Source organism: Sphingomonas sp. Leaf4 (assembly GCF_920939515.1).
Taxonomy (GTDB): Bacteria; Pseudomonadota; Alphaproteobacteria; order Sphingomonadales; family Sphingomonadaceae; genus Sphingomonas.
In genome coordinates this window covers 368,094-391,908 of sequence record NZ_CAKLBB010000001.1, presented here as the reverse complement: position 1 = coordinate 391,908, position 23,815 = coordinate 368,094, and the positions used below count along the sequence as shown (strand labels likewise).

Below are 23,815 nucleotides of genomic sequence, written 5' to 3'. Positions count from 1 at the left end.
TATGGAAAACGCGATCACTCCCGCCGCCGGTGGCGGCACCCCCGCCGCGCCCGGCCGCTTCGCCAATCCGGTGGGGCAGTTGGGCGGCCTGCTGAAACAGCCGGCGGTCAAGCGCAGCCTGCCGATGATCTTCATGATCGGCCTGATCCTGTCGGCGGCGATCGCGTGGATGGCGCTGGCCACCCCGCCGCAGCGGGTGCTGTTCCCGCAACTGCCCGACAGCGACAAGCAGGCGGTGGTCGATGCGCTGAGCGCGGCGAACATCGAGAACCATGTCGACGATTCGGGCGGCGTGACCGTGGCCGAGGACGATTACCACCGCGCGCGCATCCTGCTCGCCGGACAGGATCTGCCGAAGGCCGCGCCGGGCGGCTATGCGATCCTCGACCAGTTGCCGATGGGGGTGAGCCGCGCGGTCGAGGGCGAGCGGTTGCGGCAGGCGCGCGAAACCGAACTGGCCAAGTCGATCGGCGAGATCGATTCGGTGTCTGACGCGCGCGTCCATCTGGCGATGCCCGAATCGAGCGTCTTCGTGCGCGACAATGCCCAGCCGTCCGCCTCGGTCATCGTCCGGCTGGAGCCGGGACGCAGCCTCACCCAGTCGCAGGTCCGCTCGATCGTCAACCTCGTCGCCTCCTCGGTGCCGGGGATGAAGGCGGATCAGGTGACGATCATCGACCAGATGGGCGCGCTCCTGTCCAAGCCCGGCGACGGCAGCGGCAATGATTCGCTGACCGACGCGCGGATCGATTACCAGCGCCGCGTCGAGGACAAGTATCGCGCGCAGTTGACCACGCTGCTCACCCCGCTCTTGGGTGCGAACAATTTCTCGGCCGAGATTCAGGCCGATGTCGATCTGGACGAGAGCCAGGCGACGCGCGAAAGCTATGACAAGCAGGGCGTGGTGCGCGCCGAACAGGGCAACTGGCAGGGCAACAGCCCGGAGGCGGCGACGCCCGGCGGCATCCCCGGTGCGCTGAGCAACACGCCGCCCGCCGCATCGACGCTGAGCGCGGCGACGCCGGGTCCGGCGGGGGCCACGGTCCAGCCGGGCACCGCGCCGGGGGCGACCGCCCCGGTCAAGACCGCCGAGAATTTCAGCCGCGCCTATGACACCGGCAAGGAAGTGTCGGTAACGCGGGCGGCGCCGGGCGGCATCCGCCGCCTGTCGGTCGCGGTGCTGCTGCGCGAGGCCGAGGGCGGGAAGCCGCGTTCGGCGGCCGAGGTGCAGCAGATCAATGATCTGGTGAAGGCGGCGGTCGGCTATAACGCGCAGCGCCAGGACACCGTCACCGTCATCAGCCGCAAATTCTCCCCCGACGTCGTCGAGATGGCGGCGCGGCCGTGGTATGACGCGGGATGGGTGCCGATGGCGGCGCGCAACGGCACCGCGCTGCTGATCGCGCTGCTGGTCCTGTTCCTCGGCGTGCGGCCGATGGCCAAGGCGCTGCTCAAGAAGCGCGAGGCGCCCGCCGACGCGGGGATGACGATGGGCGGCGCGCTGCCCGCGCCCGATGCCGTGACGCTCGACGAGAATGGCGAGCCGCTGGCCGGGGCCGCCCCCGGCGCGCCGCCGCGCGAGGCGGTGAGCATCGAGATGCTGGAGAGCGCGCGCAGCTACGACGACCGCGTCGGGCTGGTGCGGGGCTTCACCCGCGACAATCCCGCCCGTGCCGCGCTGGCGGTGCGGGACATGATCCAGTCGGATGCCAAGCAATGAACGCGCCCACCCGAATCTATTCCGGCGTCGAACGTGCCGCCGTCCTGATGATGCTGGTCGGCGAGGAGGAAGCCGCCGCGATCCTCCAGAAGCTGGAGCCCGAGGAGGTCCGCCAGCTCGGCAAGGCGATGTTCGCGGTGGCCGACGTCAGCGAACATGAAGTGACGCTGGTGCTCGACGATTTCGTCGACCGGGCGCGCGAGCGCACCGCAGTGGGCTTCGACCCGCGCCCGCATATCGAGACGGTGATGACCCGCGCGCTGGGGCCGGACAAGGCCGAGAGCGTGCTGGCGCGGATTATCCCGGCCGAAGCGGCGTGCGCGATCGACCTGCTCGACTGGCTGGATGCGGGCGAGATCGCGGGGCTCATCAAGGACGAGCATCCGCAGATCGTCGCCGTGCTGCTCGCCAACCTCGACTCCGGCATCGCCGCGCAGGTGTTAGAGAGCATGCCCGAGGCGATCCAGCCGCAGATCCTGCACCGGATCGCGCGGCTGGGGCCGATCACGCCCGAGGCGATCGAGACGCTGAAATCGATGCTGTCGCGGCGGATGGGCGCGCGCCAGTCGTCGGCCGGGCTGCAACTGGGCGGGACCAAGGACGCGGCGCGCATCCTGTCGTCGGGCCGCAAGGCAACCGAGACGCGGGTCATGCCCAAGATCGCCAAGATCGACCGCGACGTGGCCAAGGCGATCGAGGAAGCGCTGTTCGTCTTCGACAACCTGCTGGAGATGGACAACAAGAACCTCGGCGTGCTGATCCGCAACGTCGACAGCGACATGCTGGTGCGGGCGCTGAAGGGCGTCGACGAGAGCATCCGCGAACGCTTCCTCGGCTGCATGTCGGCGCGCGCCGCCGACGGCATCCGCGACGAGATGGAAGCGCGCGGGCCGATGAAGCTGTCCGAGGTGCTCGACGCGCAGAAGGGCGTCATCACCGTCGCCCGGCAACTGGCGAAGGACGGCACGATCATGATGGGCGGAGGCGAGGACGATTATGTTTGAGGGTGCCGTGCCGATGTCCCCCGCCCCCAGCGCCGATTTCGTCGCAGGGTTCGCCAGCCGCCATGTCGCCGCCGCCGACATCCTGGCGCGCGCGTTCGGCGCGCCCGGCCCGTTCGCGGCGACCGGGGTGGTGCCGGCCCCGCCGCGCGGCTTCGCCGGCGCGGCCCCCGATGCCACCCCGAAGCATTTCCACCCGGCCGATCCCGACAGCAAGGCGACCGAGGGCTGGGACCCGTTCGACACGGTGGTCGAGGCGCCGGTGGTCGATGTGGTCGCCGAGGCGCATGCGGCGGGGTTCGCCGAGGGACAGGCGGCGGGCGATGCCGCCGCGCGGATCGACATGGCGCGCGATCAGGCGCTGCTGGTCCATCTGGCCGACGCGCTGGGCAAGGCGACGCACATCGACCGCGACGCGATGGCCGAACGGCTGCGGCTGACGGTCATGACGCTGGTGCGCCAGATCGTCGGTGAGATCGGCGTGTCGGCCAATCACCTGGCCGAACGGATAGATGCCGCCGCCGACCTGCTGGCCGATGGCGCCGAATCGGCGATCCTGCGGATGCACGCCGCCGATATACCGCTGGTCGAGGGCAAGCTGCCCAAGGCGGTGTTCCCGGTCGCCGACCCGGGCGTCGAGCGCGGCGGCTTCATCCTCGAATCCGCATCGACCGTGGTCGAGGACGGGCCGTCGCTGTGGCTCGACCAGTTGGGCGTGGCGATCGACCGCGTGCCGGTGCCGAGCGCATGCTGAATCATTTCGCCGAGGACTATCTGGGGGCGCTCGCCCCCACCGGCTATCGCCCGCAGGCGCGGGTCGCCGGGCGGCTGGCGTCGTACGACGGGTTGCTGATGGAGGCGGTCGGGCTGTCGCTGCCGGTCGGCACCGTGTGTCAGGTCGCGACCGGCGACGGCGGCCATATCGAGGCGGAGGCGATCGGTTTCCGCAACGGGCGCACGCTGATGATGAATCTGGGCGGCCCCGCGCCGCTCCTGCCCGGCGCACTGGTGCGGCCGGGCGGCGCGCCGGGCGAGGCGGAGATCGGCGACGCGCTGCTCGGCCGGGTGGTCGATGGCGCGGGCAAGCCGATCGATGGCAAGGGACCGATCCGGGGGGCGGGCCGCTGGCCGCTGGGCGGCAAGCTGCAATCGCCGCTCGACCGGGGGCGTGTGCTCGAACCGATGGATGTCGGCGTCCGTGCGATCAACGGGCTGCTGACGATCGGTCAGGGGCAGCGCGTCGGCATCATGGCCGGATCGGGCGTCGGCAAATCGGTGCTGCTCGGCATGATGGTGCGCGCGGCGAAGGCCGATGTCGTCGTCGTCGGGCTGATCGGCGAGCGCAGCCGCGAAGTGTCCGACTTCCTCGAAACCAAGCTGAAGGGCGATGCCCGCCAGCGATCGGTGGTGGTCGCGGTGCCCGCCAATCATTCGCCGGTGCTGCGCATCCGCGGCGCGCTGCGCGCCACCGCGATCGCCGAAGGATTTCGCGAGCAGGGCAAGAAGGTGCTGCTCATCATCGATTCGCTGACCCGCGTGGCGCATGCCGGCCGCGAGATCGGACTGGCGCTCGGCGAACCGGCGTCGGCGCGCGGCTATCCGCCCTCGGCAATCGCGATGCTGCCGGGGCTGATCGAGCGCGCGGGAACGTGCGTGCGCAGCGGCGGGTCGATCACCGCCATCTATACCGTGCTGGCCGACGGCGATGACAACAGCGACCCGGTGGTCGATTCGGCGCGATCGATCCTCGACGGGCATATCGTGCTCAGCCGGCAGATGGCCGAGCGCGGCGTGTATCCGGCGATCGACCTCGGCCCCTCGGTCAGCCGGGTGATGACCGACATCGCCGACAAGCCGCATCTGGCCGCCGCGCGGGTGCTGCGGCGGCATCTGGCGACGTTCGAGGAGAACCGCGATCTGGTGCTGATGGGGGCGTATCGCACCGGCACCGACGCGGCGATCGACCATGCCATCGCGGCGCAACCGGCGGTGATGGAATATATCCGCCAGGACGCCGACGAGATCGTGTCGCTGCCCGATGCGGTCGCCGAGCTGACCGGCGTGTTCGGTGACGGATAAGTCCAAAAGATTGGCGCGCGTGCTGCGCGTCCGCACGCTGCAACTGGGGCTGACCCAGGCCGACGAGGCGCGCGCAGCCGCGCGCGTGGCGGACGAGGCGGCGATGCGCGACCGCATTCTCAGTCTGGCGCAGGCGATCGCGCCGGTGACGACGCCGGTGGCCAGCGCGTCGAGCCTAGGCGCGGCGGCGCATTATCGCGAACGGCTGCATGTGTCGGCGCAACTGGCCGAACGGCGGGTCGCGCAGGCCGACGTCGGGCTGGAACAAGCGCGCTCCGCCACCCTCGAAGCAAGGCGCGACCAGAGCGCGGTCGAAAAGCTGATCGCGCGCGCCGATGCGGCAAGCGCGCTCAAGGAAATGCGCGCGCTGGAAAATGCGCCGCCGGTGCGCAAGCCAAACCGGCACGATCCTTGCTGATGGGTCCGTCGAACTCTCGACGGACCAGCGCATGCAGCCACTTTCCCCTCTCGAACGATCGATCGCCCCGCCGGGCCGGCATGCACGGCGCGATGCCGGCGATGACGCCTTTGCCGCGCTGCTCGCCGGGGTCGGCGAAGCGGCCGGCGACGACGTACGGCAGCCCGCTGCCCCGCCGGGCGGCAAACGCTTGCCGGAAGGAGCGCCCGATCCGGCGTTGCTGCTGGCGGGGCTGATCCCGCCGCCGGTGGTGCCGGTGACGCCGCCGGTGGTGGAAACGCCGCCCGCCGCCGTGGCCGGCACCGCGCCCGTACCGCCATCGCCGCCCGGGATCGCGCCGCCGCCTGCCGCGCCCGGCGTATCGCCGGTGGCGGAGACGATCGACGGCCTGCCGCTGGCACCGCCGCCGGCCGAGGGCGCGCCGCCGCCGGCAATGGCGGAGGGCAAGACGTTGCCGGCCGCTGCGTCCGACCTGCCGGTGGCCCCACGCCACCGGATGGCCGGGGAAGCCAGTGCGCCGGTGGTGCCGATCGCGCCCCCTGCCCCGCCTGTTCCCGTACAGGTCGCCCATGCCGCGCCCGCGCTGCTGGCCGACGCGCTGCCGGAGGAACGCGATTCCGCCACGCCGCGCGATGGCGACGTGGCGATGCCGTGGAGCATCGCCGGCATGGCCGAGGCGGTGCCGCGCCCGATCGCCGCGCCCGCCGCCGCCGATGACGCGCGGCTGGACCTGCGCGACGATCGCTGGATGCAGGGGATGATCGACCATATCGAGACGTTGCAGGGCGAACAGGCCGGGACTGGCGAGACGCGCATCCGCCTGTCGCCCGATGCGCTGGGCACCGTCGAGATCGTGCTGAGCCACGGCGAGGACGGCGTGGCCGTCCGCTTCGCCAGCGACACCGCCGATGCCGGGCGGCTGCTGGCCGATGCCCAGCCGCGCCTTGCCGAAATGGCGGCGCAGCGCGGGTTGAAGCTGGGCGGCATGCAGGTGGACGTCGGATCGCGGCAGGGCGAGCCCCGCCACGATCCGCCCCCGGCCCCGCGCCGGCCGCAACCGTTCTCGGGCGCGCAGTCGCCCGACCCCGTTACCGACGACCTTCGTATCGCCTGAGGAAACTGAACCATGAGTGACAAGGACAAGCCGGCCGACGCGCCGGTCAAGAAGAAGGGCAAGATGGGCAAGATGCTCGTCCTGGGGGTTGGCGTGCTGGTGCTGCTGGGCGGCGGCGTGGGGGCGGGCCTCTATGCCAGCTCGGCCGGGCTGATCGGCGGCGGCGGCCACAAGGAAGCGGCCGATCCCGATACCCCCAAGCTGGTGCCCAAGTCCGAAGAGGTTAAGGCCGGTGCCGAATCGGGCGGCGAATCGGGCGGCGGCGAAGGCGGCGAGTCGGGCGGCGGCAACGAAACCGTCGCCGAGGGCGGCAAGCCGACGCCCGAGGGCGAAGGCGGCGATCGCTATGCGTCGAGCTATTACGCGATGGAAAAGGAGTTCACCGCGAACCTGGCCGACAGCGTCCATTTCGCGCAGATCGGCGTCGCCATCTCGACACCCTATGACCATAAAGTGCTGGATAACCTCAAGACTCACGAGATCGCGGTGCGATCGGCGGTGCTGATGGCGCTGGGCGAGACGACCGAGGATCAGGTGTTCACCGCCGATGGCAAGAAGCAACTGGCGCTGCGGCTGAAGAAGGCGATCAACGACACGCTGGTGCAAAAGGAGGGATTTGGCGGGATCGGTAACGTCTACTTTACCAATTTCGTTGTTCAGTGAACGGGCATGGTTAACACGCCCGCAACCCCCGCCCCCGCCGACCGGCGCGAGAAGGCCCGACGCACCGCCACGGCGACGCATGTCGCGACGCTGGGCGCGACGAACCTTAACCCGTTCGGCGACCTGCATGCCTTCGAGCATCTGTCGACGCGTATGGCGCGGTCGATGCGGCAGGTGTTCGAACCACTGCTGCGCCGCGCCGTGCGAAGCTGGGCCGAACCGGTCGAGGTCGACCGGTTCGCGGGGTTCTGCGCGGGGCGCAAGGGGACGGGGCTGACGGCGTGGGTGCCGCTGACGCTGTCGAGCGGGGGCAGCCCGGCGATCCTGGTGATCGACGGCGCGTTCCTGCTCGAAACGCTCGACCTGTTCTTCGGCGGGTTCGGCGACGTGCCCAATCCGTTGCCGAGCGAATTCTCGCCCGCCGCCGAGGCGATGCTGCGCCGCCTCGCCCGGGCGATCGCGCAGCCGCTGTCGGAAGCATGGGGGCCGCTGGCCGGCATCGCGTTCGAGGCGGGCAACCCGGAGGCCAATCCGGCGATGCTCAGCGCGATCGACGGCGAGGACGCGGTGGTCGCGACCCGCTTCGGCATCGCCGCGCATGAGGGCCGCCCGACCTTCATTGACATTCTCTATCCCGTGGCGGCGCTCAAGCCGCACGCGCCGCAGCTCACCACCAAGGTTCACGGCAAGACCGCGACCCCCGATCCGCGCTGGCGATCGGGCCTGACCCGCGCGGTCATGACCGTGAAGCTGCCGGTGCGATCGGTGCTGGCCGAACCGGTCGTGTCGCTGGGCGTGCTGCTGGAGCTGAAGGAAGGCGACGTCATCCCGATCAGCTTCGGCCCCGAAGTGCCCGTATGGGTCGCCAACCAGCGACTGGGCACCGGCACCGTCGGCACCGCCAACGGGCAGGCAGCGATCAAGCTCATCTCCATCGACCCCGGTTTCGAAGAGGATTTCCAATGAACGACATGACCGGCGGCTTCCCCGCCGAGGCGTCGCTCGCCGCCAATTTCAAGCTGTTGCAGGACGTCGACGTGCGGCTGACCGTCGAGATCGGTTCAACCCACCTGACGCTGCGCGAACTGCTGGCACTGGGCGAATCGAGCGTGATCGAGCTGGACCGCGCCGCCAACGAACTGCTCGACGTGTTCGTCAACGGCACGCTGATCGGCCGGGGCGAGGTGGTGACGGTGGGCGACCGCTTCGGCGTGCGCATGACCGAACTGGTCAGCCCCGACAAGCGGGTCCAGCGCTGATGATGTGGTCGTACATCCTCAAGCTGGTCGTGCTGCTGCCGCTGGTGTGCGGCCTGATGATCGGCTGCCTGTATCTCTGGCGTCGGCTGGAAGCGCGGATGCCGGGCAACCAGGGCGAGCGGCTGGTGAAGGTGCGCGAGACGATGATGGTGTCGACCGGCACCAAGATCGCCGTGCTGGAATTCCAGGGCCGCCAGTTGCTGGTGTCGGTCAGCCGTAGCGGTGTGACGTTGCTGGACGGGGGCAACAAGTGAACACGCTGCCGATCGCGAAGGTGGTGAAGGTCCGCCGGCCCGCGCGGGCGCTGCCGCAATGGCGGCTGGAGCTGGTGCTGGCGGCCATCGGCCTGTTGCTGATGCTGTTCCTCGCGGTGCCGGCGTTCGCGCAAGCGGTGCCGGCGGCCCCTGCCCCGGTCGCCGCGCCGGGTGCCGCCGACGCGCTCGACCGGGCGCTCGGGCAGTTGGGCGGGGCCAACGACGCGCCGATGGCGCTGTCGTTGCAGGTCCTGATCCTGATGGGGCTGTTGTCGGTCCTGCCCGGCATCCTCCTCATGATGACCAGCTTTACCCGGATCATCATCGTGCTGTCGGTGCTGCGTCAGGCTTTGGGGTTGCAGCAGACGCCGCCCAACCAAGTGCTGATCGGCCTGTCGCTGTTCCTGTCGTTCTTCGTGATGGCCCCGGTCTTCACCCAGATCAACGACAGCGCGCTGAAACCCTATGCCGCCGGGCAGATGACCTCGACCCAGATGATCGAGACCGCCGGGCGTCCCTTGCACGCCTTCATGCTCAAGCAGACGCGGACCAAGGATGTGACGATGTTCGCCGACATGGCGAAATCGGGGCCGATCGCGACGCCCGCCGACACGCCGTTTTCGATCCTGCTGCCCGCCTTCGTCACCTCCGAACTCAAGACCGCGTTCCAGATCGCGTTCCTGATCTTCCTGCCGTTCATCGTCATCGATCTGGTGGTCGCGACCGTGCTCATGTCGCTCGGTATGATGATGTTGTCGCCGACGATCATCTCGCTGCCGTTCAAGCTGCTGCTGTTCGTGCTGGTCGATGGCTGGGCGCTGACGATGGGCAGCCTTGCCGCAAGCTTCGTGAGGTAACATGGACGCAGGCTATTTCATGACCGTCGCGCGCGAGGCGATGTGGGTGCTGGCGCTGGTCGCCGCGCCCATCCTGATCCCGGCGCTGCTCAGCGGCCTGATCCTCGGCATGATCCAGGCGGCGACGTCGATCAACGAACAGACGCTGTCGTTCGTGCCCAAGCTGGCGGTGGTCGGCATCAGCCTTGCCGTGTTCGGGGGGATGATCCTCGGGTTGCTGGGGGACTTCACGACCAGCATCTTCGAGCGAATCCCGGAACTGGTCCGGTGAATTTTCTTTCGTCCTCTCTCCCCGTCACGCCGGCGGAAGCCGGAGTCCATGGATGGGGGGACGGCTGCGCTTCCTCGATGACACCCGACACAATGGATTCCGGTCTTCGCCGGAATGACGGAGTCGACATTCAGCTAAGGGTTCGACTCCTCCCCTCCCTGGAAGGGAGGGGTCGGGGGTGGGTCGGCCCGTTGGCGGGCGTGACCTTCCCTCGCATGCCAACCCACCCCCAACCCCTCCCTTCCAGGGAGGGGAGCAATTTTGCTAGCTGTTCAACTGAACGTCGATCGGCCCTCGCGGTCGCGATCGTGGCACTGGGTCCCCGCCTTCGCGGGGATACGGCAGCGGGACAGGGCCGGCCATGCTAGGCCTCGGCCTCGCGGTCGAGCCGCAGCTTTGGGCGTTGCTGTTCACCATGGTGCGGGTCGGCGCGGCGTTCGTCGTGGCGCCGGTGTTCGGCGCGGTGGCGATGCCGGTGCAGGTGCGCGTGCTGCTGTCGGGGGCGATCGCGGTGCTGGTGCTGCACGCGCAGAGCTTCGCCATTCCGACCGAGATATTTTCGTTCACGACCTTCCTCGGCATCGCCGCCGAGGCGCTGGTCGGGTTGGCGCTGGGCTTCGTGCTCCAGATCGCGTTCGCCGCACCGCTGATCGCGTCGGAAGTGATCGGCATTTCGATGGGCATCGGTTTCGCCGCGATGGTGAACCCGCAGAGCGGCGCGCCGACGCCCGCGCTCGGCACCTTCCTGTCGGTGCTGCTAACCTTGCTGTTCCTGTCGCTCGACGGGCATCTGATCCTCGTCGACCTGATCGTGCGGTCGTATGAAATCCTGCCGCCGGGCGCGGCATGGCTGTCGGCGGGCAAGCTTCAGAACATCGCGATGTTCGGCGGCTATGCGTTCCTTGCCGGATTGCTGCTGGCACTGCCGGTCGGCTTCCTGCTGCTGTGCCTCAACCTCGTCGTCGGCATGTTGTCGCGCTCGGCCCCGGCGCTCAACCTGTTCGCGGTGGGGCTGCCCGCCAGCCTGTTCGTCGGGGTCGTCGCGCTGTTCGTCGCGATGCCGGCGATGGGCGATTACATGCTGGTGATCGTGCGCGAGTCGCTCGACGCCACAAAAACGCTGGTGTTGGGGGTCCAACCATGACCGGGACAGGGATCATGATCCCCCAAGAAGGACCGTCGACAAGGAGCGCAGCGCAGTCGCGTGGCGGCGCCACGCGCAAGCAAGCGACGCGGCTCGACGGTCCTTCTTGGGGGACCGCCTGCGGCGGCGGGCCGATCAGCGCGCCATGCGGCGTCGCGCGTCGGCCACGATGCAACCGCATCGCGTCCTCCTTGCTCCTAGCCTGGCGCGCTGATCGGCTCCGTCATGACCCTGTCCCGGCCATGGTTGGACCCCTGAGATGAGCGAGGACAAAACCGAAAGCCCAACCCAGAAGCGCCTCGACAAGGCGCGCGATGACGGCGACATCCTCAAGTCCAAGGAACTGGGCACCGCGCTGGTCATCCTTGCCGGGTGCGGCTGGCTGGCGATGTTCGGGCCGTCGCTGGTGGCGGCGTGCAAGGCGGTGATGACCGCCAGCTTCACCTTCGGCCGCGGTGACATCGAGGATTTCCAGCCGTGGCGGCCCCTCATCGAAGCCGGATGGAAGCTCGCCCCCTCGCTCGGCGCGATCCTCGCGTTCGCGGTGGTGGCGGGGATCGCCGCGCAGGCGGGGCTGACCGGCATCCGCTTCGACGGCAAGGCGATGGCACCCAAGGGATCGCGGATCAACCCCGCCTCGGGCCTGAAACGCATCTTCGGGCCGCAGGGGTGGATCGAGCTTGGCAAGTCGCTGCTGAAGGTCGTGCTGCTCGGGTCGATCGGCTATGTCATGCTCAAATCGGCGTCGCACAGTTCGCTGGGGCTGGTGTCGTCGAACGTCGAGCAGGCGGTCGGCGATCTCGGCGGCACGTTCCTGACGCTGTTGTTCGTGATGGCCGGCGGGCTGGTGCTGATCGCCGGGCTGGACGTGCCGCTGGCGCTGTTCCAGCGGATGAACCGGCTGCGCATGACCAAGCAGGAGGTGCGCGACGAGCATAAGGAGAGCGAGGGCGATCCGCATGTGAAGGGGCAAATCCGCCAGCGCCGCCACCAGATATTGAAGGGCGGTTTCCGCAAGGCGGTGGGCGAGGCGCATGTCGTGCTGACCAACCCGACCCATTTCGCAGTCGCGCTGCGGTATGACCGGGGGCGCGATTCGGTGCCGGTGGTGGTCGCGCGGGGGCGCGGCGCCACCGCGCTGGCCATCCGCGAACTGGCCGGCGAGGCGAAGGTGCCAGTGCTGGAATATCCGCAGCTCGCGCGTGCGGTCTATTATACCAGTCAGGATGGGCAGGAGGTGCGCGACGACCTGTACCTCGCCATCGCCACCGTGCTGGCGTTCGTGTTCGGGGTGAACGTGCAGGCCGGCGGCATCCAGCCGCCGATCGACGTGCCCGCCGCCGCGCGGTTCGACGAAAACGGCAATCTCGCCGGCGCATCCGCGTGAGCGGGCCGGCACCGCACAGGAAACCCGGGTTTCCGAACGGAATCTCTAAAGAAAACCGCGTCGCTGCCGCTTGATGGATAGAGACGCGCGGGGACAAGTACGATGGCCATCACCACCAGCACCAGCACCGCGACGCCGGCCACCACCACGGCGGCCAAGACGACGACCACCGGCACCAACAGCACGACCGGCAACATCGCCAAATCGCTGGGCCTCGGATCGGGCACGGATACGGTCGCGCTGGTGAAAAGCCTGGTCGACGCGCAGTTCGCCGGCAAGACCGCGCAACTGACCAAGCGGCAGGATACGCTGACCTCGCAGGTGTCGACGCTGTCCGAGGTCAAGAGCGGCATCACCGGCTTCGCCAATGCGCTGACCACGCTGGTCAAGAACGGCACGCTGGCGACGCAGTTGACCAGCAGCAGCGGCGTGGTGCGGGCATCGGTGCTGCCCGGCGCGCGCGTGGCGGGAACGATGGCGAGCGTCAGCGTCACCCGGCTGGCGAGCGCGCAGGTGGCGGTGACGCGCGATGCGGTTCCCGAGGGGACGGCGCTCGGCACCGGCAGCCTCACGCTGAAATTCGGCAAGGTCGACGGCAACGGCAGTTTCAACTGGAACGGCAAGGACATCGACCCGATCGTCCTCACCAGTGGCGATGCCGCCTCGCTGCAAGGGATCGCCGACAAGATCACGTCCGCCAAGGCCGGCGTGACTGCCAGCGTCGTGTCGGACGCCAATGGCCAGCGGCTGGTGCTGAAAGGGGCCAGCGGCGAGGAACAGGCGTTCACCCTGACCGCGACCCCCGATACCGCCAACAATGGCCTCGAAAAGCTGAACGTCGGTTTCGACGGTTCGACCAGCGGTGCGCGGATGGTGACGCAGGCGGGCAATGCGCAACTGACCGTCGACGGCGTCGAACTGTCGCGCGACACCAACAGCGTGACCGGCGCGATTCCGGGCGTGCGGCTGGAGCTGACCGGGCTGACCGCCGGCGTGCCGGCGACGATCGGCACCACGCCGCCGACCGATGCGATCAGCCAGGCCGTGACCGATTTCGTCGCGACCTATAACGAAGTGATGGCGACGGTGCAGAAGGCGACCGATCCGATCACCGGCGCGTTGCGCGCCGATCCGGCGACGGCGTCGCTCAAGCGGTCGCTCCAGCGGCTGACGCTGACCGAACTGACCACCGCTACCGACGACACCCCCAGCCGGCTGGCGCAGATCGGCGTCGCGACCAACCGCGACGGCACGCTGCGCGTCGAGACGGCGCAACTGGCCAAGGCGCTGGCGGACAACCCCGCCGCGCTGGAGGCGATGTTCGTGGCGGGCACCGGTGCGACCGGCAAGGGGCTGTCGGCGGCGCTCAACGCGATCTCGCTGGCGGCGGTGGATACCCAGACTGGTCTGGGTGCGACCTCGGCCCGCTATACCAAGGCGCAGAGCGCGATCGACGACGAAAAGACCAAGGTGACGACCCAGTCCGAAACCGTCAGCACGCGGATGACGCAGCAGTTCGCCGCATCCGAAGCGCGGGTCGCGGCGTACAAGGCGCAGCAGGCGCAGATGGAAACCATGGTCAAGATGTGGACGGCGGATCGCTGATGGCCCGCTATGCGACCGTCCTTGCCGGCGATCCGGCGCAAACCTATCGCCAGGTCGATCTGGCCGGGCGCACCGGCGGGGCCGATGCCCACGGCCTCGTTTCGCTGTTGTACGAGGAAGCGATCCGCGCGCTGCGATCGGCCGCATGGGCGGCGACCAACTACCGGTTCCAGATGAAGAGCGAACGGGTGACGCGGGCGATGGCGATCCTGTTCGCGCTGGAGGCGGGGCTCGATTTCGACAAGGGCGGCGACCTGTCGCGCACGCTGTCGCGGCTGTACGCCGGCCTGCGCCAGCAGATCGCCGACGCCAGCATCGGTGACGATCCGGTGCCGTTCACCGACGCCGCCGCCTCGATCGCCGACATCGCCGAGGCGTGGGAGATGGTGCGGCCGAAGTAGCCGGTCCGTCATTCCCGCGCAGGCGGGAATCCATAGACACTGACGTTCCGGCTCCATCGCAACCGCTGCGTGTATGGATTCCCGCCTTCGCGGGAATGACGGGGAATAGCATCCCGAGCCTAGCGCACCGCCCCGCCATCGGGTAGCGCACGCGCCATGACGCAACCGCATATCGTCGCGCTGGGCGGCACGCTTCGTCCGACCTCCGCCACCGCCACCGCGCTGGAACAGGCGCTAGCCCATGCCCGGTCGCTCGGCGCGCGCACGACGCTGCTGACCGGGCCGGCGATCGACTTTCCCAATTACGAACCGGAAAGTGCTGCGGGCCATGCCGGCATCCAGGCGTTCGTCACGGCGCTGCGCGGGGCGGACGGGGTGATCGTCGGCTCGCCGGGCTATCACGGGACGCTGTCGGGCCTCGTCAAGAACGCGCTCGACCATGTCGAGCTGCTGCGCCGCGACGACCGGGTCTATTTCGACGGGATGCCGGTCGGCATCGTCGCGACGGCAGCGGGCTGGCAGGCGGCGGTGGCGACGATGGCGACGCTGCGCACCGTCGCCCACGCGCTGCGCGGCTGGCCGACCCCGGTCGGCGTGGCGATCAACACCGCCGAGGACGGCGCGCTCGACCGCGCCGATGCGCAGTTGCGGTTGATGGTCGAACAGATGCTGGGGTTCATCGGGCGGTAGCGTGCCGACCAATCAGGGACAGGGGTGGCCCATGCGGATCGTGACGGTCGTGCTGTTTCTGGCTGCGATCGGCCTGGCTTTCATGGCCGGCTATGGCTTGCGCCCGTCGGCACCATCGACGTCGCCTTACGACCCCGAATACTGGCCCGGTTCGGAAGCGCAGATCGACGACGCCTATCGACGCTGGTCCGTCAAGGCGGGCGCGCCGGTCGATCAGGTGAAAGGAATGTGGTTTCCGCAGTTGATGTTCCTTCCGACGCGCAACCAGGGTATCGGCCTGTCGTGCGTGAAGCTTCGGATCGAACGCGGGGCAATCGGCGATTCACCGGTATATTGCTACGATAACGACACCATGAAACTCTTGGCGGAATACAGCGACGTGGAATGATCCTTCGTCAGCGTGACGAGGGTGGAGGGAAACCGCCCTACCCCCGCCCCTACCCCGCCCGCAGCGGCGCGCTGCCGTCCGCCACCATCCGCTCGCCGTCGATCACGATCGGTCCGGCCAGTCCGGGCAGTCCATCGGGCGCGATCCGCATGCCGCGCGCGATGACCTGCGGGTCGGCGAACACCTCGTTCAGCAGGTTGATCGGCCCCGCCGGGATGCCCGCCGCCTCCAGCGCTTCGCCCAGTGCCGCCTTGCGCCAGCCGCCGACCGCCACCTGCACCATCGGGATCAGCGCGCCGCGATGCACCACCCGCCCCGGATTGGTCGCGAACCGCGCATCGAGATGCAGGTCCAGCCCGAGAACCCCGCACAGCCGCGCGAACTGCGTGTCGTTACCCACCGCGATCACCAGCGCGCCGTCCGCCGTCTCGAACGCCTGATACGGCGCGAGATTGGCGTGGCCGTTGCCCATCCGCCCCGGCACGGTGCCGCCCGCCAGATAGTTGAGCGCCTGATTGCCCAGCACTGCCACCTGCGTATCGAGCAGCGCCATGTCGATATGCGCGCCCTCCCCGGTCAGGTCGCGGCGGCGCAGCGCGGCGAGGATCGCCACGGCCGAATAGACGCCGGTGAACAGATCGGCATAGGCGACCCCGGCCTTTTGCGGCGGCCCGTCGGGCTCGCCGGTCAGCGACATTGCGCCGCCCATTGCCTGGATGACGAAGTCGTAGCCGGCACGGTGCGCGTACGGCCCGGTCTGGCCGAAGCCGGTGATCGAGCACGTCACCAGCCCCGGCCGCACCGCCGACAGCGCGGCATGGTCAAGGCCGTATCGGGCGAGGCCGCCGACCTTGTAATTCTCGATCACGACATCGGCCCCGGCCACCAGCGCGCGGACCTCGGCCTGACCCTCGGGCGTGCCAATATCGATCGCGACCGAGCGTTTGCCGCGATTGGTCGCGTGGAAATAGGCTGCGTCGCGGTTGCGCCCCGCATCGTCGGTCACGAACGGCGGCCCCCAGTGGCGGGTGTCGTCGCCCGCGCCGGGCCGCTCGACCTTCACCACCTCCGCGCCCAGATCGGCGAGCAACTGCCCGCACCATGGCCCGGCCAGAATCCGCGCCAATTCGACCACGCGGACCCCGGCGAGCGGCTTCACGGCCGGCGCAGCGCGTACACGACATGCGGGACCATGCGCCCGCCCCGCAGCACATCGATGGTGCCGGGGCGCAGCACCGCGCCCAGCGCCGCCACCGCGGTGCGCGACCGGGCATTGGCCTCCCCGATATGGAAGGTGACGGTCGCCGCGTACCGGGTGATGTGATCGATCATCAACCGCTTGGTTTCGCGGTTATACCCACGCCGCCAGCGGTCGCGCGCGAAAAACGTCCAGCCAATCTCGATCTCGTCGGCGTCAGGGTCGTAGGGACCGTAGCGGCTCGATCCGATCACGCTGCCGTCCTGGGCATCGCGGATGGTCAGCATGCCGCCGCCCGCCATCCCCTCGTCGAAGAAGGCACGGAAGACGTCCGCCCGCCAGCGGTCGTGCGCGGGATGCTGGTCCCAGATCGCCGGGTCGGACGCGACCGCGAACAGCGCATCATAATCGTCCGCGACGCTCGGCGTGATCGTGACCAGTTGGCCGCGCAATACCGGCTGGCGGTTCATCAGAACGCGGCGATACCGGTGATCGCCCGGCCCTGGATCAGCCCGTGGACGTCGTGCGTGCCTTCATAGGTGTTGACCGTTTCGAGATTGATCGCATGGCGCATCACATGGAATTCGGCGGCGATGCCGTTGCCGCCGTGCATGTCGCGCGCGACCCGCGCGATGGCGAGCGCCTTGCCGCAATTGTTGCGCTTGATGATGCTGATCGCTTCGGGGGCCAGCGTCCCCTCGTCGAACATCCGCCCCGCGCGCAGCGCCGCCTGCAACCCCAGCGCGATTTCGGTCTGCATGTCGGCCAGTTTCAACTGCACCAGTTGCTTCGATGCCAGCGGCACGCCGAACTGCTTGCGGTCGAGCATATATTGCCGCGCGGCGTGGAGGCAGAACTCGGCCGCCCCCATCGTGCCCCATGCGATGCCGTAGCGCGCGCGGTTGAGGCAGCCGAACGGTCCCTTCAGCCCCTCGACGTTGGGCAGCAGCGCGTCCTCACCCACCTCGACGCCGTCCATCACGATCTCGCCGGTCACGGAGGCACGCAGCGACAGCTTGCCCTCGATCTTGGGCGCCGACAGCCCCGCCATGCCCTTCTCGAGCACGAAGCCGCGAATCTTGCCGTCATGCGCGTCGGACTTTGCCCACACGATGAAGACATCGGCGATCGGCGAATTGGTGATCCACATCTTGGACCCGCTCAACCGGTAGCCACCGTCGATCCTTTCGGCGCGCGTCCGCATCCCCGCCGGGTCGGAGCCGGCATCGGGTTCGGTCAGCCCGAAACAGCCGACCCATTCGCCGCTGGCGAGGCGGGGCAGATATTTGCGCTTCTGCGCCTCCGAACCATAGGCGTTGATCGGGTGCATCACGAGGCTCGACTGCACGCTCATCGCGCTGCGATACCCTGAATCGACTGCCTCGACCTCCCGTGCGACGAGGCCGTAGGCGACATAGCCGAGCCCCGCCCCGCCATATTCTGGATCGATCGTGGGACCGAGCAACCCTAGTTCGCCCATCTCGCTCATGATCTCGCGCGCGAAATCCTCGTCGAGAAACGCGCGGGTCACGCGCGGCAACAATTTCTCGCGGGCATAGCCGTGCGCCGCGTCGCGGACCATCCGTTCCTCCTCGGTCAGTTGCTGATCGATAAGGAACGGGTCCTGCCAGTCGAAGCGGCCCATATCGGCCATGGTGATTGTCCTTACAGCGTGGGGGCGAGCGGGTCGGGCGTCGCCGACGGGGTCGGGAGCGGGACGGGTGGCGGCGCGATCTGCGCCACCGGGGCCGGGGCCACCTGCGGCAACGGCGTGTCGAGCGCCAGCGCCTCCAGCTCGATCAGCGCCTTGCGCGCATCGACATAGCGTTTGGCCGCGGCGTTCCAGTCGGCGGCGCTGGCCCCGCCGGGCATCCGCTCGACCTCACCGATCGCCAGTTCGACGCGACCGGTGTCGAGCCGGCGGCGCGCCCGCTCCAGCCGGTCGGACGGGCGGCTGCTCGGCGTCGGCCCCTGGCGGATCACGATCAACTGCCCCGCCTCGCGCCGCAGCGACTGCCACCAGTTCTGATCGGCGGGACCGGCCAGCAACTGGTTGGCCGAGGAATCGAGCCCGCTGCGCAGATCGTCGAGCGTTACCGGCTGGCGTGCGGCGGCAAGGATGGTGCGCACCGCATCGCCCCGCGCCGCGCCGAAGCGCACCCGCAACTGGTTTTCGAGATAGCCGAGCGGCAACCCGCGATCGAGCGCGCGGCGCGCGGCGATCACGATCATCATATTCTCTGCACGCGCGGCGAAGCCCGCCGCCGATCGCGCGCCGGTGTCGATCGCGGCGATCCGCGTCTCCAGCTCAGCCACCTGTGCCGACAGCGTCGCCTCGCGCGCCGACAGCGCAGCGAGGTTCGGCAAGGCGGCGGCAACCGGCGCGGCGCTCGCCGCCGGGGTCGGCTGGGCGACCGGCGTCGTGGTCGCGGCACGCAGCGTCCAGCCGAGGCGCGGGGCGACATAATAGAGCACCGCCAGCGTCGCGCCGATTCCGATCAGGAAGGCGACGCATGCCGCCGCCATCCATCGCCCGCCCTTCGCCCGCCGGGTCGGGCCGTTTGCCGCCATGAAAGGCGCGTCGTCGCTGGTCATGCGCGCCTTATCCCCGTGCGCGCCGACCGGGTCAATCACCGGCAAGCGCAAGGCCGGCGGCGATCACCGCCGGATCGCTCGGCATGGCGGCCACCGCGACCGCGCGCCAGCCGTTGCCGAGCATCGCCGCCGCCGCCGGCGAGATCGCCGCGACCGCGGTGGTGCCGCGATCCGCCACCAGCGCCGCCAGCCGCACCGCCGCGCGCGGCGAATGGACCAGCGCCACGCTGCCCGCCAGCCGATCCATCCCGACCGGTTCGGTGGGCACGGCGGCATAGACCGCGCGGATCGTCGCCACCACGCCATGCGCCGCCACCGCCCGGTCGCGCGCGGTCAGCAGCAGCGCGCGCCGCACCCCCGCCGCGCCCGCCGCATCGAGCAGCGTGCGACCATCGCCCGCCCCGGTCGCGACCACGCGCAATCCCGCGTCGCGCGCCGCCCGCGCGGTCGCTGCACCGACCGCATGGACCGGCAGATGAGCGAGCGCGGCCAGCCCCGCCCCGGCATGGCGCACCGCATTGGCGCTGGTCAGGACCAGCGCGTCGTGGCCGTCCGCCGGCAGTTCCCACGCCAGCGGCACGACAGCGAACAACGGCAGCGCGATCGCCTCCCCCCCCAGCGCCCGGATCGCCGCGACGGTCGCCGCATTGCCCGGTTCGGGGCGCAGCACCGCCAACGGCACGCTCACCGCGCGAACAGCCGCGCGACGCTTTCGGGGGCTTCGTCGAGCAGCCGTTCGGCAAGGGCGCGCGGCAGGTCGATGTCGTCGATCGCGCCGCTCGTGCTGCCGGTGACATGCGCGCTGCCGTCCTGCGCCAGCAATTGCGCGGTCAGCGTGAGCACGTCGCCCTCGATCCGCGCCAGCGCGCCGACCGGCGAATGGCAATCGGCGCCCAGCGCTGCCAGGAACCCGCGCTCGGCACGCACCGCCTGATGCGTCGGCAGGTCATCGATCGCCGCGACGAAAGCGAGCGCGGCGGCATCCTCGGCGCGCACCTCGATCCCGACCGCGCCCTGGGACGGGGCGGGCAGCAGCGTGTCGACCGGCACGGCATGGCCGACGGCGTGCCGCCCCAGCCGTTCGAGCCCGGCGGCGGCGAGCAGCGTCGCATCGACCTCGCCCGCCGCCAGCTTGGCGAGGCGCGTGTCGACATTGCCGCGAAACAGCACGATCCGCGCATCGGGGCGGTGGCGCAGCACCTGCGCCGCGCGGCGCGGACTACTGGTGCCGACCACGCCGTTCGGCGGCAGATCGGCCAAGCTCGCGATCCCGACCAGCCGGTCGCGCACGTCGGCGCGCGGCAGCATCGCGGCGATGCGGATCTCGGTCGGGCGGATCGTCTCGACATCCTTCATCGAATGGACCGCCGCGTCGATCTCTCCGCCACACAGCGCCCGGTCGAGTTCCTTGGTCCACAGCGCCTTGCCGCCGATTTCGGCCAGCGCGCGGTCCTGCACCCGGTCGCCGGTGGTGCGGATCGGCACGATCTCGATTTCGCCCGGGTCCACCCCATGCGCCGCCGCCAGCGCCGCGCGCGTGGCATGGGCCTGTACCAGCGCCAGCGGCGATCCGCGCGTGCCCAGTCTGAACATCATGGCGTTGCTCGCTACGCATCGTTGGCGTGTTGGGCAAGGCGGATGGGTTCACGCGAAGGCGCGAAGGACGCGAAGGGGTTGGTTCACGCGGAGGCGCGGAGACGCGGAGGGAGTTGCGATCCGGGCCAGCCGCCCGCGACCGGGAGACGACAACGCCAGCGGACGACGGGGCAAGCCCCGCCCCGAACGCGACCCCCTCCGCGCCTCTGCGCCTCTGCGCCTCTGCGCCTCTGCGCCTCTGCGCCTCTGCGCCTCTGCGCCTCTGCGCGAAAATCACTTCTTCCTGCTTTCTGGCAGACGGAGAAAAAGGGAAGGAATTTTCGCGCAGAGGCGCAGAGGCGCAGAGGCGCGGAGAATGTTGCGTTCCGGGTAAACCGGTCGCCTCCGGCAGACGAACGACGATAGCCGCTACGCGGCAAGGCCAGTCCCGAACGCAACCCCTCCGCGTCTCCGCGCCTTCGCGTGAACCGCCCTTCTTCGCGCCCGTCGCGTGAACCAAATATCGCCCCCGCCTCCAAACCACGCTAGAGCAGCAAAAATGCCCTATCCCCTCATCCTCGGCATCGAATCCAGTTGCGACGAGACCGCCGTCGCGATCGTGCGTGGCGACCGTACCATCCTGTCGCACCGCCTCGCCGGACAGGAAGCCGCCCACGCCCCCTATGGCGGCGTCGTGCCCGAGATCGCGGCGCGCGCCCATGTCGAGATCCTGCCCGCGCTAGTCGAAGGCGCGCTCGCCGATGCGGGCGTCACGCTCCATCAGGTCGATGCGATCGCCGCCACCGCCGGCCCCGGCCTGATCGGCGGGGTGATGGTCGGCCTCGTCACCGCCAAGGCGCTGGCGCTGGCGGCGGGCAAGCCGCTGGTCGCGGTCAATCATCTGGAGGGGCATGCGCTGTCGCCGCGCCTGACCGATCCCGACCTCGCCTTTCCGTACCTGCTGCTGCTGGTGTCGGGCGGGCATTGCCAGTTGCTGCGCGTCGACGGGGTCGGCACCTATCGCCGGCTCGGCACGACCATCGACGACGCGGCGGGCGAGGCGTTCGACAAGACCGCCAAGGTCCTCGGCCTCGGCTATCCCGGCGGTCCCCGGGTCGAGGCGGCGGCGGCGCAGGGCGATCCGCGCGCCGTCCCGCTGCCCCGCCCGCTGACCGGCACGCCCGATCCGCATTTCTCGTTCGCCGGCCTGAAAAGCGCGGTGCTGCGCGCGCATGAATCGGGCCGCTACAGCGTGCCGGACATCGCCGCCTCGTTCAGCCAGGCGGTGATCGACTGCCTCGTCGACCGCACCAGACTGGCGCTGGCGCTGGCCGGCCCAGTCGAGGCTTTGGTGGTGGCGGGCGGGGTCGCCGCCAATCGCGGCGTGCGCGGCGCGCTGGAGGCGCTCGCCACCACGCACGGCCTGCGCTTCGTCGCCCCGCCGTTATGGCTGTGTACCGACAATGGCGCGATGATCGCATGGGCCGGGGCCGAACGGTTCATGGCGGGGCACAGCGATCCGCTCGACGTCGCCGCCCGCCCGCGCTGGCCGCTCGACCCGAATGCGGAAAAGGTGCGCGGTGCGGGAGTGAAGGCATGAGGATCGGCGTCATCGGCGGCGGGGCGTGGGGCACCGCGCTGGCGCAGGTCGCGGCGCGCGGTGGCGACGTGACCCTGTGGGTCCGCGACGGCGCGCTGGCCGACACGATCAACACCGCGCGCGAGAACCCGCTCTACCTGCCCGGTATCCCGCTTTCCCCCGCGATTCACGCGACGACCGACAGCGCGGCGCTGGGCGACGCCGATGCGTTGCTGGTCGTCTGCCCGGCGCAGCACGTCCGCGCGGTCCTCTCTCAAATCGACGTCGGCACCCGCGCACTGGTGCTGTGCGCCAAGGGGATCGAGGCGGGCAGCAAGCTGCTGGTCGGCGAGGTTGCCCGCGCCGTCCACCCGAACGCCCCGGTCGCGGTCCTCTCCGGCCCCACCTTCGCGCACGAGGTCGCCCGCGCCAAGCCGACCGCCGTCACCCTCGCCTGCGCCGATCCGGTCTTGCGTGATCGCCTTGCCGCGCGCCTCGCCGCGCCGGGGTTCCGCCCCTATGCCAGCGACGACGTGATCGGCGCGGAGATCGGCGGCGCGGTCAAGAACGTCCTCGCCATCGCCTGCGGCGTGGTGGAGGGCGCGGGGCTGGGGCAGAACGCCCGCGCGTCGGTGATCGCGCGCGGCTTCGCCGAGATGACCCGCTTCGGCATGGCGCGCGGCGCGCGGGCGGAGACGCTCGCCGGCCTGTCGGGCTTGGGCGATCTGGTGCTGACCTGTTCGTCGACCGCCTCGCGCAACTATTCGCTGGGCGTCGGGCTGGGGCAGGGCCGCGCCGCCGCCGAGCTGCTGTCCGATCGCCGCACCGTGGCCGAAGGCGCGTTCACCGCCCCGGTGCTGGCGCAGGCGGCGGCCGACGCGCGGATCGACATGCCGGTAACGCAGGCGGTCGGCGCGCTGCTGACCGGCACCCCGGTGGGCCAAGTGATCGAAGCGCTGCTCAGCCGCCCGCTCAGGTCGGAGGGGCGGTAATCACAAACTCGCCGCCAGCGCCTCCAACTGGTCGGCGCACTGGTTCCAGCCCGGCTCGAACCCCATCGCCGCATGCTGATCGCGCGTCTCGGCGGTCCAGTGGCGGGCGCGGGCGATATAGCGGGTGCCGCCATCCTCGTCGGCGAAGGTCATCGTCGCGACCATGAACGGCGCGCCGTCGCGCGGCACGAAGCCGGCGGTGAACGCATCGGTCGTCACGATCCGCTCGTTCGCCACCACGTCCAGAAAGACGCCGTGATGCGGCATGTCCGCCCCCTCGGGGCTGCGCATCGTCACGTCGAACGCCCCGCCCGGCCGCGGATCGACCACCGCATCGGCGATCGTCCATGGCGCGGGCACGAACCAGCGCCGCAACAGATGCGCCTCGGTCCAGCAGCGGAAGAGAGCCTCGCGCGGGGCCTGTAGCAGCCGGTCGAGCACCAGTTCGCGCTCGGCGGGGAAATCGGTCATCGTCATCGCTCCCGGCAGGATCGACGCCATGCTGCCGCATCCGCGCGCGTCGATCAAATCCCAAGACAGATCGACCTTCAGCCAATGCCACCGCGTTTCGTCGTTCCCGCGCAGGCGGGAAGCCATAGACGCAACGGGCGCGATGCTATCACCG

27 protein-coding genes are annotated in these 23,815 nt (G+C 69.9%); 20 read left to right on the top strand and 7 right to left on the bottom strand.

The features are described 5' to 3' along the window. Position 1 precedes the first annotated feature (1 nt). From fliF to LRA89_RS01615, 18 genes are all read left to right on the top strand, one after another. Positions 2-1,720 (top strand): flagellar basal-body MS-ring/collar protein FliF, encoded by a 1,719-nt coding sequence (gene fliF / locus LRA89_RS01700; protein WP_230635908.1) that lies wholly within the window; start codon positions 2-4, stop codon positions 1,718-1,720. Beyond that, a complete protein-coding gene (gene fliG / locus LRA89_RS01695; RefSeq protein ID WP_055758138.1) occupies positions 1,717-2,724 on the top strand; it encodes a flagellar motor switch protein FliG in 1,008 nt (335 codons plus the stop codon). Before fliF ends, fliG begins: the two co-directional genes overlap by 4 nt. Positions 2,725-2,737: 13 nt before the next feature. Further along, the gene (locus LRA89_RS01690; RefSeq protein WP_230635904.1) at positions 2,738-3,475 is read left to right on the top strand and encodes a FliH/SctL family protein; all 738 of its coding nucleotides are present in this window, start codon (positions 2,738-2,740) and stop codon (positions 3,473-3,475) included. Continuing rightward, positions 3,469-4,800 (top strand): FliI/YscN family ATPase, encoded by a 1,332-nt coding sequence (locus LRA89_RS01685; protein ID WP_055758135.1) that lies wholly within the window; start codon positions 3,469-3,471, stop codon positions 4,798-4,800. The genes LRA89_RS01690 and LRA89_RS01685 overlap by 7 nt, the downstream gene beginning before the upstream one ends. Positions 4,801-4,819: 19 nt before the next feature. Next, positions 4,820-5,218: a hypothetical protein gene (locus LRA89_RS01680; RefSeq protein ID WP_230635902.1), complete on the top strand. Its 399-nt coding sequence runs from the start codon at positions 4,820-4,822 to the stop codon at positions 5,216-5,218. A 31-nt stretch (positions 5,219-5,249) separates the two neighbouring features. Continuing rightward, entirely contained in the window at positions 5,250-6,332 is a 1,083-nt protein-coding gene (locus LRA89_RS01675; protein ID WP_230635900.1) for a flagellar hook-length control protein FliK, read from the top strand. Between the two features lie 12 nt (positions 6,333-6,344). Then, positions 6,345-6,995 (top strand): flagellar basal body-associated FliL family protein, encoded by a 651-nt coding sequence (locus LRA89_RS01670; protein WP_056498839.1) that lies wholly within the window; start codon positions 6,345-6,347, stop codon positions 6,993-6,995. Positions 6,996-7,001: 6 nt separating this feature from the next. After that, complete coding sequence (locus LRA89_RS01665; protein ID WP_055758124.1) at positions 7,002-7,961, top strand: flagellar motor switch protein FliM; 960 nt, start codon at positions 7,002-7,004, stop codon at positions 7,959-7,961. Beyond that, a complete protein-coding gene (gene fliN / locus LRA89_RS01660; RefSeq protein WP_055758121.1) occupies positions 7,958-8,254 on the top strand; it encodes a flagellar motor switch protein FliN in 297 nt (98 codons plus the stop codon). Before LRA89_RS01665 ends, fliN begins: the two co-directional genes overlap by 4 nt. Beyond that, entirely contained in the window at positions 8,254-8,508 is a 255-nt protein-coding gene (locus tag LRA89_RS01655; RefSeq protein ID WP_055758118.1) for a flagellar biosynthetic protein FliO, read from the top strand. Before fliN ends, LRA89_RS01655 begins: the two co-directional genes overlap by 1 nt. Positions 8,509-8,513: 5 nt before the next feature. After that, positions 8,514-9,365, top strand: a complete 852-nt coding sequence (fliP, locus tag LRA89_RS01650) for a flagellar type III secretion system pore protein FliP (RefSeq protein ID WP_443024922.1) — start codon at positions 8,514-8,516, stop codon at positions 9,363-9,365. Between the two features lies 1 nt (position 9,366). After that, complete coding sequence (fliQ, locus tag LRA89_RS01645; RefSeq protein WP_055758114.1) at positions 9,367-9,636, top strand: flagellar biosynthesis protein FliQ; 270 nt, start codon at positions 9,367-9,369, stop codon at positions 9,634-9,636. Positions 9,637-9,997: 361 nt separating this feature from the next. Further along, positions 9,998-10,780 (top strand): flagellar biosynthetic protein FliR, encoded by a 783-nt coding sequence (fliR, locus tag LRA89_RS01640; protein ID WP_230635898.1) that lies wholly within the window; start codon positions 9,998-10,000, stop codon positions 10,778-10,780. Between the two features lie 259 nt (positions 10,781-11,039). Then, positions 11,040-12,167, top strand: a complete 1,128-nt coding sequence (gene flhB, locus LRA89_RS01635) for a flagellar type III secretion system protein FlhB (protein ID WP_230635896.1) — start codon at positions 11,040-11,042, stop codon at positions 12,165-12,167. A 102-nt stretch (positions 12,168-12,269) separates the two neighbouring features. Next, entirely contained in the window at positions 12,270-13,772 is a 1,503-nt protein-coding gene (gene fliD / locus LRA89_RS01630) for a flagellar filament capping protein FliD (RefSeq protein ID WP_230635894.1), read from the top strand. Further along, positions 13,772-14,173: a flagellar export chaperone FliS gene (locus tag LRA89_RS01625; RefSeq protein ID WP_055758765.1), complete on the top strand. Its 402-nt coding sequence runs from the start codon at positions 13,772-13,774 to the stop codon at positions 14,171-14,173. The genes fliD and LRA89_RS01625 overlap by 1 nt, the downstream gene beginning before the upstream one ends. Positions 14,174-14,329: 156 nt before the next feature. Next, a complete protein-coding gene (locus LRA89_RS01620; RefSeq protein WP_230635892.1) occupies positions 14,330-14,863 on the top strand; it encodes an NADPH-dependent FMN reductase in 534 nt (177 codons plus the stop codon). A gap of 31 nt (positions 14,864-14,894) precedes the next feature. Beyond that, positions 14,895-15,251, top strand: a complete 357-nt coding sequence (locus tag LRA89_RS01615; protein ID WP_230635890.1) for a hypothetical protein — start codon at positions 14,895-14,897, stop codon at positions 15,249-15,251. A 49-nt stretch (positions 15,252-15,300) separates the two neighbouring features. On the opposite strand, the gene LRA89_RS01610 is transcribed toward LRA89_RS01615, so the two are convergent. From LRA89_RS01610 to hemC, 6 genes are read right to left on the bottom strand one after another with little or no spacing between them, the layout of a single operon-like run. After that, the gene (locus LRA89_RS01610) at positions 15,301-16,410 is read right to left on the bottom strand and encodes a CaiB/BaiF CoA transferase family protein (protein WP_230635888.1); all 1,110 of its coding nucleotides are present in this window, start codon (positions 16,408-16,410) and stop codon (positions 15,301-15,303) included. Next, positions 16,407-16,919: a GNAT family N-acetyltransferase gene (locus tag LRA89_RS01605; RefSeq protein WP_230635886.1), complete on the bottom strand. Its 513-nt coding sequence runs from the start codon at positions 16,917-16,919 to the stop codon at positions 16,407-16,409. Before LRA89_RS01605 ends, LRA89_RS01610 begins: the two co-directional genes overlap by 4 nt. Next, the gene (locus LRA89_RS01600) at positions 16,919-18,103 is read right to left on the bottom strand and encodes an acyl-CoA dehydrogenase (RefSeq protein WP_230635884.1); all 1,185 of its coding nucleotides are present in this window, start codon (positions 18,101-18,103) and stop codon (positions 16,919-16,921) included. The genes LRA89_RS01605 and LRA89_RS01600 overlap by 1 nt, the downstream gene beginning before the upstream one ends. Positions 18,104-18,114: 11 nt before the next feature. Further along, positions 18,115-19,044: a hypothetical protein gene (locus tag LRA89_RS01595; RefSeq protein WP_230635882.1), complete on the bottom strand. Its 930-nt coding sequence runs from the start codon at positions 19,042-19,044 to the stop codon at positions 18,115-18,117. A gap of 31 nt (positions 19,045-19,075) precedes the next feature. After that, a complete protein-coding gene (locus LRA89_RS01590; protein WP_055758085.1) occupies positions 19,076-19,732 on the bottom strand; it encodes a uroporphyrinogen-III synthase in 657 nt (218 codons plus the stop codon). Continuing rightward, the gene (hemC, locus tag LRA89_RS01585) at positions 19,729-20,640 is read right to left on the bottom strand and encodes a hydroxymethylbilane synthase (RefSeq protein ID WP_055758082.1); all 912 of its coding nucleotides are present in this window, start codon (positions 20,638-20,640) and stop codon (positions 19,729-19,731) included. The genes LRA89_RS01590 and hemC overlap by 4 nt, the downstream gene beginning before the upstream one ends. 538 nt (positions 20,641-21,178) lie before the next feature. Between hemC and tsaD the strand changes: the two genes are divergently transcribed. Then, positions 21,179-22,219: a tRNA (adenosine(37)-N6)-threonylcarbamoyltransferase complex transferase subunit TsaD gene (tsaD, locus tag LRA89_RS01580; RefSeq protein ID WP_230635880.1), complete on the top strand. Its 1,041-nt coding sequence runs from the start codon at positions 21,179-21,181 to the stop codon at positions 22,217-22,219. Further along, positions 22,216-23,190, top strand: a complete 975-nt coding sequence (locus tag LRA89_RS01575) for an NAD(P)H-dependent glycerol-3-phosphate dehydrogenase (RefSeq protein WP_230635876.1) — start codon at positions 22,216-22,218, stop codon at positions 23,188-23,190. Before tsaD ends, LRA89_RS01575 begins: the two co-directional genes overlap by 4 nt. Here the strand turns inward: LRA89_RS01575 and LRA89_RS01570 are convergent, their stop codons facing one another. After that, positions 23,191-23,691, bottom strand: a complete 501-nt coding sequence (locus LRA89_RS01570; RefSeq protein WP_230635872.1) for an SRPBCC family protein — start codon at positions 23,689-23,691, stop codon at positions 23,191-23,193. Between the last annotated feature and the right edge of the window lie 124 nt (positions 23,692-23,815).